The following is a 16889-nucleotide window of genomic DNA, read 5'->3' on the forward strand; positions in this document are numbered from 1 at the left end:
ACCTGCCTTACAAGCAGGGGGTCACTGGTTCAAGTCCAGTTGTTTCCACCATATAATTAATGGGGGTGTAGCTCAGTTGGTTAGAGCGCATGCCTGTCACGCATGAGGTCGCGAGTTCGACCCTCGTCACTCCCGCCATTAATTTTTTAAATTGAATAAAGCCGCTTTAGCTCACCTGGTAGAGCAACTGACTTGTAATCAGTAGGTAATTGGTTCGACTCCGATAAGCGGCACCACTGCGAGGGTGGCGGAATTGGCAGACGCACCAGACTTAGGATCTGGCGTTTCGACGTGAGGGTTCAAGTCCCTCCTCTCGCACCATTTATAAGACATTTAACAGTAGACTTCAAAGAAGTCTACTTTTTTATTACCCAAATGTTAATTGCTTGAAAACTCTATATCTCTATGGTACAATATTATGAAAAAAGTTTAATAAAAAAGGTGCATGAATGAAAAATATAAAGATGTTATTTAGTTTTAAAGTTATATACATTGTTTCATTGATTTACTTTTTTTTAGGTTATTTTTATCCGAATTTTTTACAAATAAATAATGTTTATTCATACATAACAGAGTATTTGGGGATGTATGAAAAAATGTTGTGGATTTTTCTGATAGGATATGGATTCTTGTTATTTATGAAAAACCCTAATAAAAGAGTAGTTTTAAAAGTAAGGCTGATTTTTATGGTGATTTTAGGGGCAGCAACAGGATATCTTTATTTGATAAATAGCTTAAAGGAATTGGGTGAAATATCGGTTGAAAGGGTTCAAGAACATGTTATTCAAATGGGGCTTTTAAATATAAATCTAGGATATATTGAGTTATATACATTCTTAAAAATATTTCCATATGTAAGGATTGATATTTTTATAGGTTGCTTAATTTTTATAATTTTCATATCTGTTATTATAATTTGTGGAAAGATGATAAGAAAAACAATTTTATCTGTAATTAATCTTTTTAAAAGGCATATAGCTAAAAAGAAAGAGGAAAAGAGATTAAAAGAAGAAAGTATTAGACTCGAAAAACAAGCTAAGTTAGAAAAAGATATATACGACGAGATATGTAATATTCAAAAAATATATCAAGAAAAAGATAGTTTAGAAGTGATAGAAAGGGAAGAAAGTGATGATATTAGCGTCAAAATCTCCGAGACGGAAAGAGATATTACAGCAACTGGGATTTCAGTTGAAGATACAAACTAAGGATATAGAAGAAGTTAGTGATAAAGAGAGTGTTATAGATCAAATAAAAGATATTTCAAGAAAAAAAGTTATAGCTGTAGCAGAAGAGAATGTAGATGAATATGTTGTTGGTGCAGATACAGTTGTAGAGATAGATGGAATAGTTTTGGGAAAGCCTCAAAATGAAAATGATGCCGAAAAGATGTTGAAGTTACTTTCAGGAAGAGAGCATAGAGTTATTACAGCATACTCAATTATAAATTTAGAAAAAAATATAGATATAACTCACTCTGTAGAGAGTAGAGTATATTTTAAAAATATAACTGAAGAAGAGATAAAATGGTATATAAATAGTAGAGAACCGATGGATAAAGCTGGATCTTATGGGATTCAAGGATTAGGGTCTATTTTTGTAGATAAGATAGATGGAGATTTCTTTGCAATTATGGGGTTTCCAATAAATCATTTTATAAAAACTTTAAACAATTTAGGAATAACAATAGAAAGTTTAAATAAAATATAAATTAATTTAAGGAGAGTTATATGAAAAAAATATTTGGAAAAGTTTTGGGAATATTTTCAGATGATTTAGGAATAGATTTAGGGACTTCAAACACTTTGATATGTGTAAAGAATAAAGGGATTATAATGAATGCTCCATCAGTTGTAGCTATAAATACTAAAACAAAAGAGATTTTTGAAGTTGGAGATAAAGCTAAACAGATGATAGGAAGAACTCCACATACAGTTGAAGCTATAAGACCATTAAAAAATGGAGTAATTGCAGATTATGAGATAACAGAAAAGATGCTAAGAGAGTTCTATAAAATTGTAAATAGAGGAAAAAGTTTATCGAGCCCAAGAGTTATTATTTGTGTACCAGCAGGAGTAACACAAGTTGAAAAAAGAGCTGTTATGGATGTTACAAGAGAAGCTGGAGCAAGAGAGGCTTACTTAATAGAGGAGCCAATGGCAGCAGCTATAGGAATTGGATTAAATATATTTGAGCCAGAAGGAAATATGGTTGTAGATATCGGTGGTGGAACGACAGAGATTGGAGTTATATCATTAGGTGGAATTGTAAAAACATCATCTTTAAAGATAGCTGGAGATAAATTTGATACTTTAATAATAGATTACATCAGACAGAAACATAATCTATTTATAGGAGAGAAAACAGCTGAGGAGATAAAGATAGCTGTTGGAGCTGTAACTGATTTAGAAGAGGATATCTTTATAGAGATAAGTGGAAGAAATGCATTAAGTGGACTACCAAAAAATGTAAAGGTTTATTCGTCAGAGATAGCTGAGGCATTAGAAGAGGCAATTGTTTTAGTTATAGAGGAGATTAAAGGAATATTAGAAAAAACTCCACCAGAGTTATCTTCAGATATAAAGAGAAAAGGGATTTACTTAGCTGGAGGAGGAGCACTTTTAAGAGGTGTTGATAAAAGAATAGCAGAAAGTTTAAGTTTAGAGGTGACAGTAGCAGAAGATCCTTTAAATGCAGTTGTAAATGGTATCCAACAACTTTTAAAAGAGTTTGATAAGTATAAAAGAGTTTTAATTTCACCAGAAAGTGATTATTAAAAAGAGGGGCTTATGAAAAAAGTCGTACTATTACTTTTATTGATAACTTCAATATTGAGAGCGGACTATCTCATCACCAATGGTGAGATAGCTCTTTTTTATGATGGACAAAATAATATTTTAAAAAATATTAAAAGTAAAAATGAAAATGAAAGAGATATCCTATCAAATTTACAACTTTTGTTAATAAAAGATTATAAAGTTTATAGAGCTAGAAATTATTATACAGAGACAAAGTTTATAAATGGTAAAAATATTTTTTATATGAAATATTTTTTAGATAATCAAGAGATTGAAACGTATGTTGTTTTATCTAATAAAAATAAAGAAAAGTTATATATTTATACAAATTTAGATAAAGTGAATTGGAAAACACCTTATAAGCTGGTTTATAAATTTTCACCATTAATAAAAGATATGAATATTGAAAATAAAGAAAACTATTATAAGTATGGAGCTTTAAATATATCTAAGGATAATAATTCAGAGTTATTAGTTGCAACAGAAAGAAATTTTGAAAATTTTAAAGTGAAAATACTTCAAACAACACTATTTAAAGAGCTAGATGAAAGAGTTTACTTACTTAAAAATATTTCTAATGATAAAAAATATGATCTTTTAGAAATAAATTTTTCTAAAGAAAATCCTAAATTTTCTTATCAGAATTTTAATGAAATTTTAAGTGAAGAGATACAGTTTTGGAAAAAATTTGAAGAGAGATATTACTTCTTAAGAAGAAATGTAATTAATCAGATAAAAAACTTTTATCTAATTTCATCGAGTAATTATGCTCAAAATAGCTTGATTATGAACATGAGTAGAGTAGAGTATATAAGACAATTGAAAGTCCTGTATTTAAATGTTATATTAGATAGAAATGCAGTGATTCCTAAATTTAATTTTAATAAATATGATTATATTCAAAATGTTTATTCGTATTATTATAATTTAAAATTATTAAGTATAAAAGGAAAAGAGCTTGATAAGAAAGTTATACTTGATAATATAGAGAAAATTCGTAAAGATATTGAGGAGTCATATAGAAGCATTTTAAATAAAGAGGGCGAATGGCTAGATAATAGTATTTTATTCTATGAATTTTTATCAGAATTAGAAAAATTAAATTTGATTCAATTAATCTATAAAGATTCTTTTTTGATAAAAGAGGAGATAGTTTTAAAAGTAAGAAACGAAATTTTAAACAACGATGGAAATATAAAAAAATATGATTATATAAAATATTTAAATATTTTAGAAAAAGTTGACAAAGAAAGAAATATTAGTTATTTATTGAAAAAAACTGATAACTCTTTTGAGGTTCTACAAAATGATGAGAAAATCAATAAAATTGCAAGCTTAGAGTTAGCACTATTACTTTATAAAAACGGTTATTTAGTGGAAAGTGATAAGTTGTTTTATAAAGTGGATTATTTCATTAATTTTAAAGAAGATTATAATCAATTGCAACTAGATGAGATATTTTTATATTTAGAAAATATTCATTATAGGGGATTAATATGATAGGTAACAGTAGCATTGGCATAAAAGAACAAATCGAATCGATACTTTTATTAGGTGGAGAAGAGATAAAAATAAGAGATTTGAGTAAATTTTTCTCTATTTCAGTAGAGAAAGTTTTAGAAATATTAGAAGTACTAAAAATCGAGCGTTTTAATACAGGAATAAATTTAGAGATAGATCAAGAGGTCGTTTATCTAATAACAAATCCTAGATGTGGAGAGATGGTTAATTTATATTTTAAACAAGATGTAAAACCTAAAAAACTTTCAAACGCAGCACTAGAAACGTTATCTATAATTGCTTATCGTCAACCCGTAACAAAAAGTGAGATTGAAGCGGTAAGAGGAGTATCAACAGATAGAGTTATTCAAACATTAGAAGAAAGAAAATTTGTAAGAGTATGTGGAAAAAAAGAGGCGATAGGGAAACCAAATTTATATAAAGTAACTGATAAGTTTTTAAGTTACTTAGGAATCTCAACAGTGGAAGAACTACCACAATATGAAATAATGAAGGAGAGATTAAATGGAACCGATGAGAATAAATAAGTATCTAGCTCAAAATGGATACGCGTCAAGAAGAGATATAGACAAACTTATTGAAAATGGAGATATAAAAGTAAATGGAAAGGATACAACACCTGGACAGAAAGTTACTGATGCAGATAAGATATACATAAAAGGAAAACTATTTGAAAAACCAAAATCTGAAGGTAAAGTTTACTTCCTACTAAATAAACCAAAAGGTGTATTAAGTGCTTCAAAAGATGATAGAGGAAGAAAAACAGTAACAGATTTAATAGATTCAAAAGAGAGATTATATCCAATTGGAAGATTAGATGCGGATACAGAGGGTGCTATAATTTTAACTAACGACGGAGATATCTTCAATAAGGTTATTCATCCAAAAGGTGAAGTTTACAAGGAATACTTCGCAATTGTAAAGGGTGAGATTAGAGATAAAGACCTTTCAAGATTAGCAAAAGGAATAATTTTAGAGGATGGCCCTACTTTACCAGCTAAAACAAAGATATTAAAAAGGGCTGGAGGAAAGAGTGAAGTTATAATTGCGATAAGAGAAGGAAAAAATCGTCAAGTTAGAAGAATGTTTGATGCAGTTAAGCATGCTGTAATGTACTTAAGAAGAGATGCTATTGGAAAGATAAATCTAGGAGATTTAGAATCAGGAAAATATAGAAAGTTAACATCACAAGAGATAAAATATTTAAAATCATTATAGAAATACAGGAGGAAAATAGATGTCTTTAACAAAAGAAGAGGTTCTTAATGTAGCTAAATTAGCGAGATTAGAATTTAATGAAGAGGAGATTGTAAGATTCCAAGCAGACCTAAATAACATTTTAGATTATATAGATGTTTTAGGAGAGATAAATACTGATGATGTACAACCATTAGTGCAAGTTCATGAAACTGGAGTGAAATTGAGAGAGGATGTTGTAAAAGAATCTTTAACATCACAAGAGGCTATGAAAAATGCACCTGCTTCAGAAGATGGAGCACTAATAGTACCAAAGGTAGTTGGAGAATAATATAAGGAGGATTTTTCTGTGAAAAAAATATATGAGTTAACAGCTTTTGAAATAAAAGAAAAAATATTAAATAGAGAGCTAACATCTGAAGAGGTTGTTACAGCTATTTTTGATAGAATAGAAGAAACTGATAAAGAGATTGGAAGTTTTGTATCTTTAAGAAAAGAGAAAGCTTTAGAAGAAGCTAGAGAAGTTGATAGAAAAATACAAAATGGTGAAAAAGTAGGAAGTTTAGCTGGAGTTCCAGTAGCTATAAAAGATAATATGGTTTCTATAGGAGAGCCATCTCAATCAGCATCAAAAATTTTAGAAGGATATGAAGGTATCTATGATGCTACAGTTGTAAAAAAATTAAAAGATGCAGATGCTATAATAATTGGAAAAACAAATATGGATGAGTTTGCAATGGGATCGACTACTACTACATCAACATATGAAAGAACTACAAAAAATCCATGGGATTTAGAAAGAGTTCCAGGAGGAAGTAGCGGGGGAGGAGCAACTTCAGTTGCTGCAAATCAATGTTTTATCTCTTTAGGTTCTGATACGGGTGGAAGTATTAGACAACCAGCAGCATTTTGTGGAGTAGTTGGATTAAAACCAACATACGGAAGAATTTCAAGATATGGTCTTATGGCCTTTGCATCATCATTAGATCAAATTGGACCATTTGCAAAAACAGTAAAAGATGTAGCTTTAAGTTTAAATGTACTTTCTGGAGCAGATGATTATGATTCTACAGTTGAAGATATTGAGGTTCCAAATTATCTAGATTATTTAACTGGAGATATTAAAGGAATGAAGATTGGAGTTCCGAAAGAATACTTTATAGAGGGACTAAATCCAGGAGTAAAAAAGGTTGTAGACGAAGCTTTAGAAACATTTAAATCACTAGGTGCAGAGATTGTAGAGATATCATTACCTCATACAAAATATGCAGCACCAACATACTATGTATTAGCACCAGCAGAAGCAAGTTCTAACTTAGCAAGATTTGATGGAATAAGATATGGTCATAGAACAACAGAAGCAACTAATATAGATGAGTTATACATTAAATCAAGAAGTGAAGGATTTGGAGACGAAGTTAAGAGAAGAATAATGGTAGGAACTTATGTTCTAAGTGCTGGATTCTTTGATGCATACTTTAAGAAAGCTCAAAAAGTTAGAAGATTAATTAAGAATGATTTTGATAAGGCTTTTGAACAAGTGGATATTATATTTACACCAGTAACGCCAGGACCTGCTTTTAGATTAGACGCTAAAAAATCACCAGTAGAGTTATACTTAGAGGATATCTTTACAATACCAGCAAACTTAGCAGGAATTCCAGGAATCTCAATTCCAGCAGGAATGACTGAAGGATTGCCAGTTGGAATCCAACTATTAGGAAAAGCATTTGGAGAAAAAGATATCTTAAAAGCAGGAGATGCTTTTGAAAAAGCGATAAAGGAGAGAGTGTAATGGCGAGACAATGGGAATCTGTAATAGGACTTGAAGTACACCTTCAATTAAAAACAGGAACAAAAGTGTGGTGTGGATGTAGTGCTGATTACGATAATTCACCAACAAATACACATACATGTCCAATATGTTTAGGGCATCCAGGAGCGTTACCAAAATTAAATAAAACAGTAGTAGAGTACGCTATAAAAGCAGCGTTAGCTTTAAACTGTAACATCAATAATATAAGTGGATTCGATAGAAAAAACTATTTCTATCCAGATACACCTAAAAATTATCAAATAACTCAATTTGAAAAACCTTACTGTGAAAAGGGACATTTAGATGTTAAACTAAATTCAGGAAGAGAGTTAAGAGTTGGGATTACAAGAATTCAAATAGAGGAAGATGCTGGAAAATCAATCCATGCAGGATCTGAGTCATTAATAAACTTTAACAGAGCTTCAATGCCTTTATTAGAGATTATATCTGAACCAGATTTAAGAACCTCTGAAGAAGCTTACGAATACTTAAACCTTTTAAAAAGTACAATAAAGTATACTGGAATAAGTGATGTTTCAATGGAATTAGGATCTTTAAGATGTGACGCTAATATATCTGTTATGGAAAAAGGAAGTAAAGTTTTTGGAACAAGAGTAGAAGTAAAAAACTTAAACTCATTTAAAGCAGTTGCAAGAGCAATAGACTATGAAATTGGAAGACAGATTGAAGCTATTGAAAATGGTGAGACAATAGATCAAGAAACTAGATCTTGGGATGACGAAGCTCAAGTAACAAGAATCATGAGAAGTAAAGAGGATGCAATGGATTATAGATACTTTGCAGAGCCTGATTTACCAAGACTTGTTATTAAAGATTCAGAAATTGAAAGAGTAAAAGAGTTAATGCCTGAATCAAAAACAGCTAAGTTAAAAAGATTCGAAGAGGTTTATGGATTACCAGAATATGATGCAAATATCTTAACTGATGAGATTGAATTAGCAGATTATTTTGAAAGAGTAGTTTCAGTAACTAATAATCCTAAATTATCTTCAAACTGGATAATGACAGAAGTTTTAAGAGATTTAAAAGAAAGTGGTAAAACAATAGAGGAATCAAAGATTTCATCTGAAGATTTAGGAAAAATAATAAATTTAATTCAAAAAGATGTAATTTCTTCAAAGATAGCTAAAGAGTTATTTACTATAAAATTAAATGATAGTAGAGACCCAGAGGTTATAGTAAAAGAAGAAGGAATGATACAGGTTGTTGACTTAGGAGAGATTGAAGGAATAGTAGATCAAGTTTTAGCAGAGAATCCTAAGATGGTTGAGGACTTTAAAAACTCTGACGAAGGAAGAAGACCAAGAGTTTTAAAAGGTTTAATAGGACAGGTTATGAAACTATCAAAAGGAAAAGCAAATCCAAAGATAGTAACAGACCTAATGGAATCGAAATTAAAATAGGTGGTTTATAGATGAAAAAAAGCAAATTGATCTCTTTAGGGATTATGGTATTTGGGCTTACTTTTTTAACACAACCAGCATCAGCGGTTAGTAAAACAGTGAAGCAAAAATATGAAAACATAATACCAATGAGTGTTCACGTAAATATAATGAACAACGAAGCTGAGCCAGAATATTTAAACTATGTTTTTATAAAGAGTGTTGATGCTCCAATAAGACAGGATTCGTCAATTTATTCGAAAGAGATTGTAAGATTTCCATTTAATACGAAATTAAAGGTGTTGGAAAAAGTTGAATCAAACGGAAATGAGTGGTACAAAGTAGAGTTGAAAGATAGCAATGGAAATAAAGTAAATGGATATATTTCAGCAATGCTAGTAACATTAAGACAATTTAGATTTGAAGAGATGAATAGTAGAGTACACAAGTTATCTGAATTCTTACAAACAGAATCTGGAAAAGGAAAAGAACTAGTATCGATAAATACCTATGTTCCAAACCCAAGTAATCAGAATATGAATAGAGCGAAAGATAAATATGGTGTTTCAGCAGATCAAAATGCTAGAGCAACTTATAATGGAGAAACAATTCATATTCCTGACAGGTCATTGATGTCAATTGAATCTACTAGTGGAAACGATGTATTTGTAAATGCTTTATCGATAAAAGAAAAGCCTTTAAAAGTGAGTAGGAATGTTATAACTAGATACCCAGCAGTAAACGCAAACTTTAGAAAGACTATCGTAATAGATTTAGAAAATGAAAATCAAGGTATTTTCCAAAAGAATGCTGATGGTAGATGGGAGCTTATATCTTATACATTAAATAAAACAGGAATGGAGAGTACTCTTGGATTTGAAACTCCTAGAGGCTATTTTATAGTTCCAGTTTTAAAATATGAGATGGGATATAGAGATGAATATAATAATGCAGCTGGAATGGCAAAATATGCAATTCGTTTCTCAGGTGGAGGATATATTCATGGAACACCAATTAACTTTGAGGAAAATATCAATAGAGATTTCTTCTTAAGAGAAAAAGATGGAACATTAGGAACGGTCGAAGGAACAAGAAAGTGTATTAGAAATATGGAATCACATATAAAGTTCTTGTTTGACTGGGTAACTAATGGAAAAGTTAATAGAAAATCAAATGAACAAAGACCAGACGAAAATGTCATGGTTATAGTGTTTTAATTGAGGGTGGGCCTGAGCTCACCCTTTTTTATAAGAATAGCATAACTTCTTATTCTATGCTATAATAAATCTGCGAAACTAATTGGATAGGTGATAAAACAAATGTACAAACTTCAGTATTTTATATTTAAAGTTGTTAGACATCTTTTATTGTTATGTCCTGAGAAAACAAGATTTAAGTTTGCAGAAAATTTAGGAGTTTTAGGCTATTATCTTATAAAAAAAAGAAGATGGATAGCATTAGCAAACTTAAAACTAGCTTTTCCAGATAAAACTTTTGAAGAGAGAAGAAAAATTGCAATTGAGTCATACAAAATAATGGCAAAAGCTTTTATCTCAACATTATGGTTTGAAGATTATTTGAAAACTAATGTAGCTCTTGAAGATTTTCAAAGAGTGACAGAGTTAAAGCAAAGTAGAGGTGGGCTAGCTGTAGCGTTAATTCATATGGGAAATATGGAAGCTAATTTAAAGGCCGGAGAGAAGTATAAAACTGTAACTGTAGCCAAAGCTCAGAGAAATCCTTACATTGACAAATTTATAACAGAATCTAGACAAAAATTGAATGTAACACTGTTAAAAAAGTCGAAGCAAACTTCAAGAGAGCTATTAGAAGAGATAGAGAATCAAAATATGGTAGCTTTGTTTACTGATCATAGAGACAAAGGTGCAACTGTAAGATTTTTTGGAGAGGAAACAGTTTCACCAACTGGGATTGTAAATGTAGCTTTAAAGCATAACTTACCACTTGTAATCGGGTATAATGTTATGCATGGAGATAATACTTGTACAACTTATTTTACAAAAGAGATTGAACTTGTAAGAAGTAACTCATTTAAAGATGACGTAAAAGCAAATACACAGATAGTGATAGATACTATTGAAGGTATAATTAAAAATCATCCAAATCAATGGATGTGGTTCCATGATAGATGGAAATTATCTAAAAAAATAAAAAAAGAAGATATAAATAGTTAATTAGGAGGAAAAATGTTATTAGGAATAATTGGAGCGATGCACGAGGAAGTAATACAACTGAAAGAGGTTATGAATCTTGTAGAAACTAGAGAGATTGGTGGATATCAATTTTTCAAAGGAACGCTTTTAAATAAAGAGATTGTTTTAGTTGAATGTGGAATAGGAAAAGTTAATGCTGCAATATGTTCAACTTTATTAATTCAAGAGTTCAATGTAGATAAAATACTATTTACAGGAGTTGCTGGAGGATTAAATCCTGAGATAAACATTGGAGATATTGTTGTATCTACAGATTTAATAGAACATGATTTCGACTGTACAGCTTTTGGATATGAGCATGGAGTAATTCCAAGAATGGAGAATTCAAAGTTTAAATCAGATGAGGAGTTAACAGCTTTAGCAAAAAGAGTAGCAGAGGAAAACTTTGGTAAAGAGAGAGTATTCGTAGGAACTATAGTAAGTGGAGATACTTTTGTTGCTTCAAATGAAAAGATAAACTGGTTAAGAGAAACATTTACTGGAGAGTGTACAGAGATGGAAGGAGCTTCAGTAGCTCATGTTTGTCAAGTTTTAAACAAGCCATTTGTAATTATAAGATCAATATCAGACAAGGCTAATCATGATGCAAATATGAATTTTGATGAGTTTGTTAAGTTAGCTGCACAAAATTCTAAAATAATAATAGAAGGAATGTTAACAGCATTATAATTTAGTAAGGGGGATATAAATTTATGAATATTGAAAAATTATTAGAAGAGCTGTATTCATATTCACTTCATGGAATAAAACTGGGATTAAAAAATATTGAGGATATTTGTAAAGCTATGAATAATCCCCAAATGAATTATAAAACAATACATGTAGCTGGAACTAACGGAAAAGGATCTACATCAACAACTATAGAAACTGTTTTAATAGAATCTGGAAGTAAAGTTGGAAAATATACGTCACCCCATATACTTAGATTTAATGAGAGAATATCTGTAAATGGAATAGAGATAACAGATGAAGAGATAGCATACTACTATTCTTATATAAAAAATATTGTTAAGGAGTTAGAAATAACTCCTACTTTCTTTGAAGTTACAACGGCAATGATGTTTAAATATTTTTCGGATAAAAAAGTTGATTATGCAGTAATCGAAGTTGGTATGGGTGGAAGATTTGATGCAACAAACGTTATAAAGGGTGACATCTGTGTGATAACAAATGTAAGTTTAGATCACACTGATTTTTTAGGAAAAACAATATATGATATAACTTGTGAAAAGGCAGGGATAATAAAACCTGATTCTAAAGTCTTTATAGGGTCTTCTGACGCTGATTTTATAAAAGGAATCGAGGAAAAGAGTAAAACTTATACAAATGTTTTAGAAAAATACAGATTAGCAAAGTATTATTTAGATTTTAAAAACTTTAAAACAGTGATAGATATAGAGGGTGAAAGATTTATTTTCTCTTTATTTGGAGATTATCAGTATAAGAATTTTTTATGTGCTTATGAAGTATTAAAAGAGTTGAAAATTCCTGTTAAAACTATAAAAAAAGCTGTTGAAAAAGTAAAATGGCAGTGTAGATTTGAAGTTATCTCTTCTCAGGATAAAGTTTTGATTTTAGATGGAGCTCATAACGAAGATGGAATGAAGACACTTTGTGATACATTGAGATTGGGTTATGAAAAGGATGAGATAGTAGCTGTTGTTTCTATTTTAAAAGATAAAGATTATACAAAAATTCTAAAAATTTTAGAACCTTGTGTAAAAAAGATAATCTTTACATCTCTAGCTGAAAATAAAAGAGGACAAACTGGTTTTGAACTTTATGAAGGTTCAAATAAAGTTGATAAAGAATATCGTGAAGATATATTTGAAGCGTATGAATTAGCTAAAGAATATAATAGTAAAGCAATTTTATTCTGTGGTTCTTTTTATCTGTTAAGTAAATTCAAAGAGGATGTACTAAAAAATGAAAAGTAAGGGGTTATTTAAAATTTTGATACTAGTTATAATTTTAATAATTAGCTATTTTTTATATAAACAGATTATGGTTTTAAAATTTGAGTATATGAAACGTGAACAAAAAAAAGAGATGTTTTTAGAGAAAATAGATAAAACTTACAAAGAGAGAGAAAGTGAGTTTTATAAAGCTAACTAGGGGAGTTTAAAATGGAAAGAATAAAAAAGAGAAAGTTTCCAAAAGTTAAAGATTTAGCGGATGCTTTAGGCTTAGTACCTCTTTTAGATGTGAATATGGAATCAGAGATAACGACTCAGAGTGTATATAGAGTTGGTTATGAGTTAAATGGTTTTTTTTCAGAAGGAGAAGATCTTTTAATAAATGTTAATGTTTTAGGAAGAAAAGAGATTTCCTACTTAGGGCAAATGGATATAGAGAAGCGAAGTGAAATTTTAAACAGATATATGAGTCATCCCTTTCCTGCACTTGTTGTAACTATGGAAAATGAAACTGTTGATGAGATTGTAAGCATAGCTAAAATATATGGAAAGCCAGTGTTGAAATCAAATAATAAAACAATTGAATTTATTAGAAATGCAAAGTTTTATCTGCAAAAAGTTTTAGCTGAAGAGATACTAATAGATGAATATATACTTTTAGATGTCTATGGTGTTGGATTACTATTGACAGGGTATGAGGATGCAAGATTAGGTGCAACAGTAGAACTGCTTGAAAGAGGTCATAAGTTTATAACTGACACTCGTCTAAAAATTAGAAATATAGCAGATAGATTTATATTGGGTTCTAATACAGCTGATAAAGAGAATGGAGATAGTCATTTCTATCTTTTTGGAAAAGATGGCAATGATATAGATGTAACAACACACTTTGGTATAAAAAGTACAAGAAAAGAGAAAAAAATAAATCTGTTGATAGAGTTAGAAAAGTGGGACGAAAAAAAATTCTATGATAGATTAGGATTAGATGAACTTCACGAAGAGTTTTTAGGATTTAAAATTCCAAAAGTAACTCTTCCTGTAAGAAAAGGAAGAAATCTAGCAATAATAATTGAAACAGCAGCAATAAATTATAGATTGAAAAAAACAGGGGTAAATTCAGCTGAATATTTTTGGAAAGAATCTAAGAAGCTGATAGAAGAGAATAGAGAAAATAAAAAGAGAGGTTTAGTTGTGAATGATAAAACAAGTATGCCAGTAAGATATGTAAAATCAAGATTCAGTTTGAATGTGTTAAATGGAGAGGAGTATCTAGATACAAGGTACATAACGACAACAGGAGTGTATAGACCTTCGTTGGCTTTAACTGGATATTTTGATATGTATGGGGAAGAAGGTTATAAAGGATTACAACTTTTTACAGATACAGAGTTTAAGTATTTAGAAAGTATTTCTGTAGAGAATAGAGAGAAAAATCTTGAAAGATATTTGAAAGAGGATTTTCCTGCAATAATAATATCTGGAGTAAAAGATATTCCAAGTTATTTTTTAGATAAAATTATTGAGAAAAATATAATTTTATTAGAAACTAAATTAGATAGACCAAGTCATGTAGTAGCAACATTCAGTGCGTATTTAGAAAACTACTTTGCACCTTCAGCATCGGTTCATGGGGTCTTTGTAGAACTTTATGGATTTGGTGTATTACTAACTGGAAAAAGTGGTATAGGTAAAAGTGAAACGGCTTTAGAATTGATACACAGGGGTCATAGATTGATAGCAGATGACTCTGTTAGATTTGAAAAAGGGGTCATAGGAGATATCACAGGAAGAGCTTCTAAATTGCCATATTTTATGGAGATTCGTGGACTTGGAATAATAGATGTAAAAGCCTTATATGGAGTGGGAGCAGTAAGGATAAGTAAGAGGCTTGACATAATAATTGAATTGCAAGAGTTAAAAAGTGAAGACTATTTAACAGCGATGGATTATCAAGAATCGACAGAGATGCTATTAGGAAATGAAATCCCTAAGATAAAGTTATATATATCTTCAGGAAGAAATGCAGCAGCTATGGTGGAAATAGCAGTTATGAATTTAATGGCAAAAAGAATGGGGTATAATTCGGAAGAGGTTTATTTAAAAGAGTTGAAAAATAAAAACTATAGAGAAAATAATTAATAATCGGGGGATTTAAATTGAGAAGAAAAAAAATTAAAGTTTTAATAGAATATATTTATATCTATATTGGAACTCTGATAGCTTCAGTCGGGATAAATGGGTTTCTAGTTCCATCGAATTTAGCACCTGGAGGAGCAACAGGGCTTTCAATTTTAATAAATTATATAACAGGGATTCCTGTTGGGACTTTAATATTTGCAATAAATATACCACTTTTTTTAATAGGGGTAAAGATATTTGGAAAATCATATGGAGCAAAAACATTAGCGGGGATATCATTTATATCTCTGAATGTTGAACTAGTAAAAAAAGTTGTACCTGAAATAGATAAAATAATTGACTTTAGTAATCCTAGTAATATTTTCTTAGGGACTCTTTATGGAGGATTACTTATGGGAATAGGACTAGGAACAGTTATAAAAAATGGTGGAACAACTGGTGGAAGTGATATAATATCTGGAATTTTAAATAAATACTTTAGAATACCTATAGGACAGGCTTTAATAATGATAGACTCAGCAGTTGTGTTAGTTGCAGCATATATATTTGGAGCAGAAAAAGCTTTGTATGCTCTTATAAATCTATATATGACTGGAGTAGTAATAAATAAGATGATTAATGGTCTTGGAGATGCTAAGATGGCATACATAGTTACATCTGAAGTTGAAAAGGTTAGAAAGTTAATAGTTGAAGATTTAGGAAAAACAGGTAACTACTATGAAGCAGAGGCTTTATATTCAAAAAGTAAAAGAGATGTTATAACAACAGTGCTAAGAAATAGAGAGATATTTTTATTAAAAGAGTTGATTGCAGAAGTAGATAAAGAAGCGTTTGTAGTTGTATCTGATGTACATGAAGTACTAGGAAGAGGCTATACGTTTGATACAGAAAATGTGAAAAAAAGAAAGGGAAAGTAATGATTGAAATTAAAGATAAGATAGAACAAAGTAGTAATATAATTATAGCTGGACATATAAATCCAGATGGAGATACAGTAGGGGCAGGATTAGCTCTTTTACTTGGGTTAGAAAATAAATATCCAAATAAAAGAATAGATTTTGTATTACAAGATTCAGTTCCAAAGAATATATCATTTTTAAAAGGAACAGAAAAAATAAAAAAAATAGAGGATATTGTTAATCCAAATTATGATTTAGCTATTTTTGTTGATTCAGCTACTGTTGAAAGAGTAGGAAAAGTAGAGAGATTAATTGGTGATGCATTTAAAATAAATATTGATCATCATATAAGTAATCCAAAGTATGGAGATATAAATATAGTAGAAGATATTTCTTCGACATCAGAGTTAATGCATTCGATTTTAAAAGGGTTAGATATTGAAATAACATTGGAGATGGGAGAAGCAATTTACTTAGGGTTAGTAAATGACACTGGAAATTTTGCACATAGCAATGTGACAAATAAAACATTCTTAGTGGCATCAGAGTTGATGAGATTAGGTGTAAATAATAATAAAATAGTAAATGATTTCTTTAAAACAAAATCTTTACAAAGAATGAAAGTTTTAGGAAAAGCTTTAAGTGAGATGAAGTTTATTCAAGATAAAAATCTTATGTATTTTAACTTATCATATGAAGGACTAAAAAATTTAGATGCAATTAAAGATGATACTGAAGGGGTTGTAGAAGAGCTTCTTAACTATAGTGATAGTGAAGTTTCTCTGTTTTTAAGAGAGGATGAAACAGGTAAAATAAAGGGAAGTATGAGAAGTAAGCACGATATAGATGTGAATAAAATAGCTGGAATTTTTGGTGGAGGCGGACATATAAAAGCTGCTGGATTCACAACAGAACTTTCACCAGATGAGATTCTAAAAAGAGTAGTAGAAAATTTATAAATAGTGT

General features: G+C 30.0%; 16 protein-coding genes and 3 tRNA genes. All 19 read left to right on the forward strand.

The window, feature by feature from the left end; translation table 11 throughout:
- Positions 1-61 precede the first annotated feature (61 nt).
- The 19 genes from Q0O83_RS08970 to Q0O83_RS09060 all read left to right on the forward strand — a co-directional run bounded on the left by Q0O83_RS08970 (position 62) and on the right by Q0O83_RS09060 (position 16882).
- Positions 62-138: transfer RNA gene (locus Q0O83_RS08970), tRNA-Asp, on the forward strand.
- 22 nt (positions 139-160) lie between these two features.
- Positions 161-236 (forward strand) — tRNA-Thr (locus tag Q0O83_RS08975).
- A 2-nt stretch (positions 237-238) separates the two neighbouring features.
- Positions 239-321 (forward strand) — tRNA-Leu (locus Q0O83_RS08980).
- Between the two features lie 275 nt (positions 322-596).
- Positions 597-1208 (forward strand): hypothetical protein, encoded by a 612-nt coding sequence (locus Q0O83_RS08985; protein ID WP_294096364.1) that lies wholly within the window; start codon positions 597-599, stop codon positions 1206-1208.
- On the forward strand, positions 1132-1710 hold the full coding sequence (locus tag Q0O83_RS08990; RefSeq protein WP_294096366.1) for a Maf family protein: 579 nt from the start codon (positions 1132-1134) through the stop codon (positions 1708-1710). Before Q0O83_RS08985 ends, Q0O83_RS08990 begins: the two co-directional genes overlap by 77 nt.
- Positions 1711-1730: 20 nt before the next feature.
- Complete coding sequence (locus tag Q0O83_RS08995; protein ID WP_294096369.1) at positions 1731-2777, forward strand: rod shape-determining protein; 1047 nt, start codon at positions 1731-1733, stop codon at positions 2775-2777.
- A gap of 12 nt (positions 2778-2789) precedes the next feature.
- On the forward strand, positions 2790-4298 hold the full coding sequence (locus Q0O83_RS09000) for a hypothetical protein (RefSeq protein ID WP_294096371.1): 1509 nt from the start codon (positions 2790-2792) through the stop codon (positions 4296-4298).
- A 14-nt stretch (positions 4299-4312) separates the two neighbouring features.
- Positions 4313-4846, forward strand: a complete 534-nt coding sequence (gene scpB / locus Q0O83_RS09005) for an SMC-Scp complex subunit ScpB (protein ID WP_294096422.1) — start codon at positions 4313-4315, stop codon at positions 4844-4846.
- Entirely contained in the window at positions 4833-5537 is a 705-nt protein-coding gene (locus Q0O83_RS09010; RefSeq protein ID WP_294096423.1) for a pseudouridine synthase, read from the forward strand. The genes scpB and Q0O83_RS09010 overlap by 14 nt, the downstream gene beginning before the upstream one ends.
- Positions 5538-5556: 19 nt before the next feature.
- Positions 5557-5847: an Asp-tRNA(Asn)/Glu-tRNA(Gln) amidotransferase subunit GatC gene (gatC, locus tag Q0O83_RS09015; RefSeq protein WP_294096373.1), complete on the forward strand. Its 291-nt coding sequence runs from the start codon at positions 5557-5559 to the stop codon at positions 5845-5847.
- An 18-nt stretch (positions 5848-5865) separates the two neighbouring features.
- Complete coding sequence (gene gatA, locus Q0O83_RS09020; protein WP_294096376.1) at positions 5866-7311, forward strand: Asp-tRNA(Asn)/Glu-tRNA(Gln) amidotransferase subunit GatA; 1446 nt, start codon at positions 5866-5868, stop codon at positions 7309-7311.
- The gene (gene gatB / locus Q0O83_RS09025) at positions 7311-8756 is read left to right on the forward strand and encodes an Asp-tRNA(Asn)/Glu-tRNA(Gln) amidotransferase subunit GatB (RefSeq protein WP_294096378.1); all 1446 of its coding nucleotides are present in this window, start codon (positions 7311-7313) and stop codon (positions 8754-8756) included. Before gatA ends, gatB begins: the two co-directional genes overlap by 1 nt.
- 11 nt (positions 8757-8767) lie before the next feature.
- The gene (locus Q0O83_RS09030; protein ID WP_294096380.1) at positions 8768-9952 is read left to right on the forward strand and encodes a L,D-transpeptidase family protein; all 1185 of its coding nucleotides are present in this window, start codon (positions 8768-8770) and stop codon (positions 9950-9952) included.
- Between the two features lie 102 nt (positions 9953-10054).
- Positions 10055-10930, forward strand: coding sequence for a lauroyl acyltransferase (locus tag Q0O83_RS09035; protein WP_294096382.1), 876 nt, complete (start codon positions 10055-10057; stop codon positions 10928-10930).
- Positions 10931-10942: 12 nt separating this feature from the next.
- Positions 10943-11638 carry a 5'-methylthioadenosine/adenosylhomocysteine nucleosidase gene (locus tag Q0O83_RS09040; protein ID WP_294096384.1) on the forward strand — a complete coding sequence of 232 codons (696 nt, stop codon included), beginning with the start codon at positions 10943-10945 and terminating at the stop codon, positions 11636-11638.
- 23 nt (positions 11639-11661) lie between these two features.
- Positions 11662-12906: a folylpolyglutamate synthase/dihydrofolate synthase family protein gene (locus Q0O83_RS09045; protein ID WP_294096386.1), complete on the forward strand. Its 1245-nt coding sequence runs from the start codon at positions 11662-11664 to the stop codon at positions 12904-12906.
- Positions 12907-13095: 189 nt separating this feature from the next.
- Positions 13096-15024 carry an HPr(Ser) kinase/phosphatase gene (hprK, locus tag Q0O83_RS09050; RefSeq protein WP_294096390.1) on the forward strand — a complete coding sequence of 643 codons (1929 nt, stop codon included), beginning with the start codon at positions 13096-13098 and terminating at the stop codon, positions 15022-15024.
- 17 nt (positions 15025-15041) lie between these two features.
- Entirely contained in the window at positions 15042-15941 is a 900-nt protein-coding gene (locus Q0O83_RS09055) for a YitT family protein (protein ID WP_294096392.1), read from the forward strand.
- Positions 15941-16882 carry a bifunctional oligoribonuclease/PAP phosphatase NrnA gene (locus tag Q0O83_RS09060; RefSeq protein WP_294096394.1) on the forward strand — a complete coding sequence of 314 codons (942 nt, stop codon included), beginning with the start codon at positions 15941-15943 and terminating at the stop codon, positions 16880-16882. Before Q0O83_RS09055 ends, Q0O83_RS09060 begins: the two co-directional genes overlap by 1 nt.
- Positions 16883-16889: the final 7 nt, after the last annotated feature.

It is taken from the genome of uncultured Cetobacterium sp. (genome assembly GCF_945952365.1).
Lineage (GTDB): Bacteria > Fusobacteriota > Fusobacteriia > Fusobacteriales > Fusobacteriaceae > Cetobacterium_A.

Bases quoted from the DNA above. Each gene is read 5' to 3' on its own strand.
- Q0O83_RS08985 (WP_294096364.1), top strand. From the start codon at position 597: ATGTTGTGGATTTTTCTGATAGGATATGGATTCTTGTTATTTATGAAA.
- Q0O83_RS08990 (WP_294096366.1), top strand. From the start codon at position 1,132: ATGATATTAGCGTCAAAATCTCCGAGACGGAAAGAGATATTACAGCAA.
- Q0O83_RS08995 (WP_294096369.1), top strand. From the start codon at position 1,731: ATGAAAAAAATATTTGGAAAAGTTTTGGGAATATTTTCAGATGATTTA.
- Q0O83_RS09000 (WP_294096371.1), top strand. From the start codon at position 2,790: ATGAAAAAAGTCGTACTATTACTTTTATTGATAACTTCAATATTGAGA.
- Q0O83_RS09010 (WP_294096423.1), top strand. From the start codon at position 4,833: ATGAGAATAAATAAGTATCTAGCTCAAAATGGATACGCGTCAAGAAGA.
- gatC (WP_294096373.1), top strand. From the start codon at position 5,557: ATGTCTTTAACAAAAGAAGAGGTTCTTAATGTAGCTAAATTAGCGAGA.
- gatB (WP_294096378.1), top strand. From the start codon at position 7,311: ATGGCGAGACAATGGGAATCTGTAATAGGACTTGAAGTACACCTTCAA.
- Q0O83_RS09030 (WP_294096380.1), top strand. From the start codon at position 8,768: ATGAAAAAAAGCAAATTGATCTCTTTAGGGATTATGGTATTTGGGCTT.
- Q0O83_RS09035 (WP_294096382.1), top strand. From the start codon at position 10,055: ATGTACAAACTTCAGTATTTTATATTTAAAGTTGTTAGACATCTTTTA.
- Q0O83_RS09040 (WP_294096384.1), top strand. From the start codon at position 10,943: ATGTTATTAGGAATAATTGGAGCGATGCACGAGGAAGTAATACAACTG.
- Q0O83_RS09045 (WP_294096386.1), top strand. From the start codon at position 11,662: ATGAATATTGAAAAATTATTAGAAGAGCTGTATTCATATTCACTTCAT.
- hprK (WP_294096390.1), top strand. From the start codon at position 13,096: ATGGAAAGAATAAAAAAGAGAAAGTTTCCAAAAGTTAAAGATTTAGCG.
- Q0O83_RS09060 (WP_294096394.1), top strand. From the start codon at position 15,941: ATGATTGAAATTAAAGATAAGATAGAACAAAGTAGTAATATAATTATA.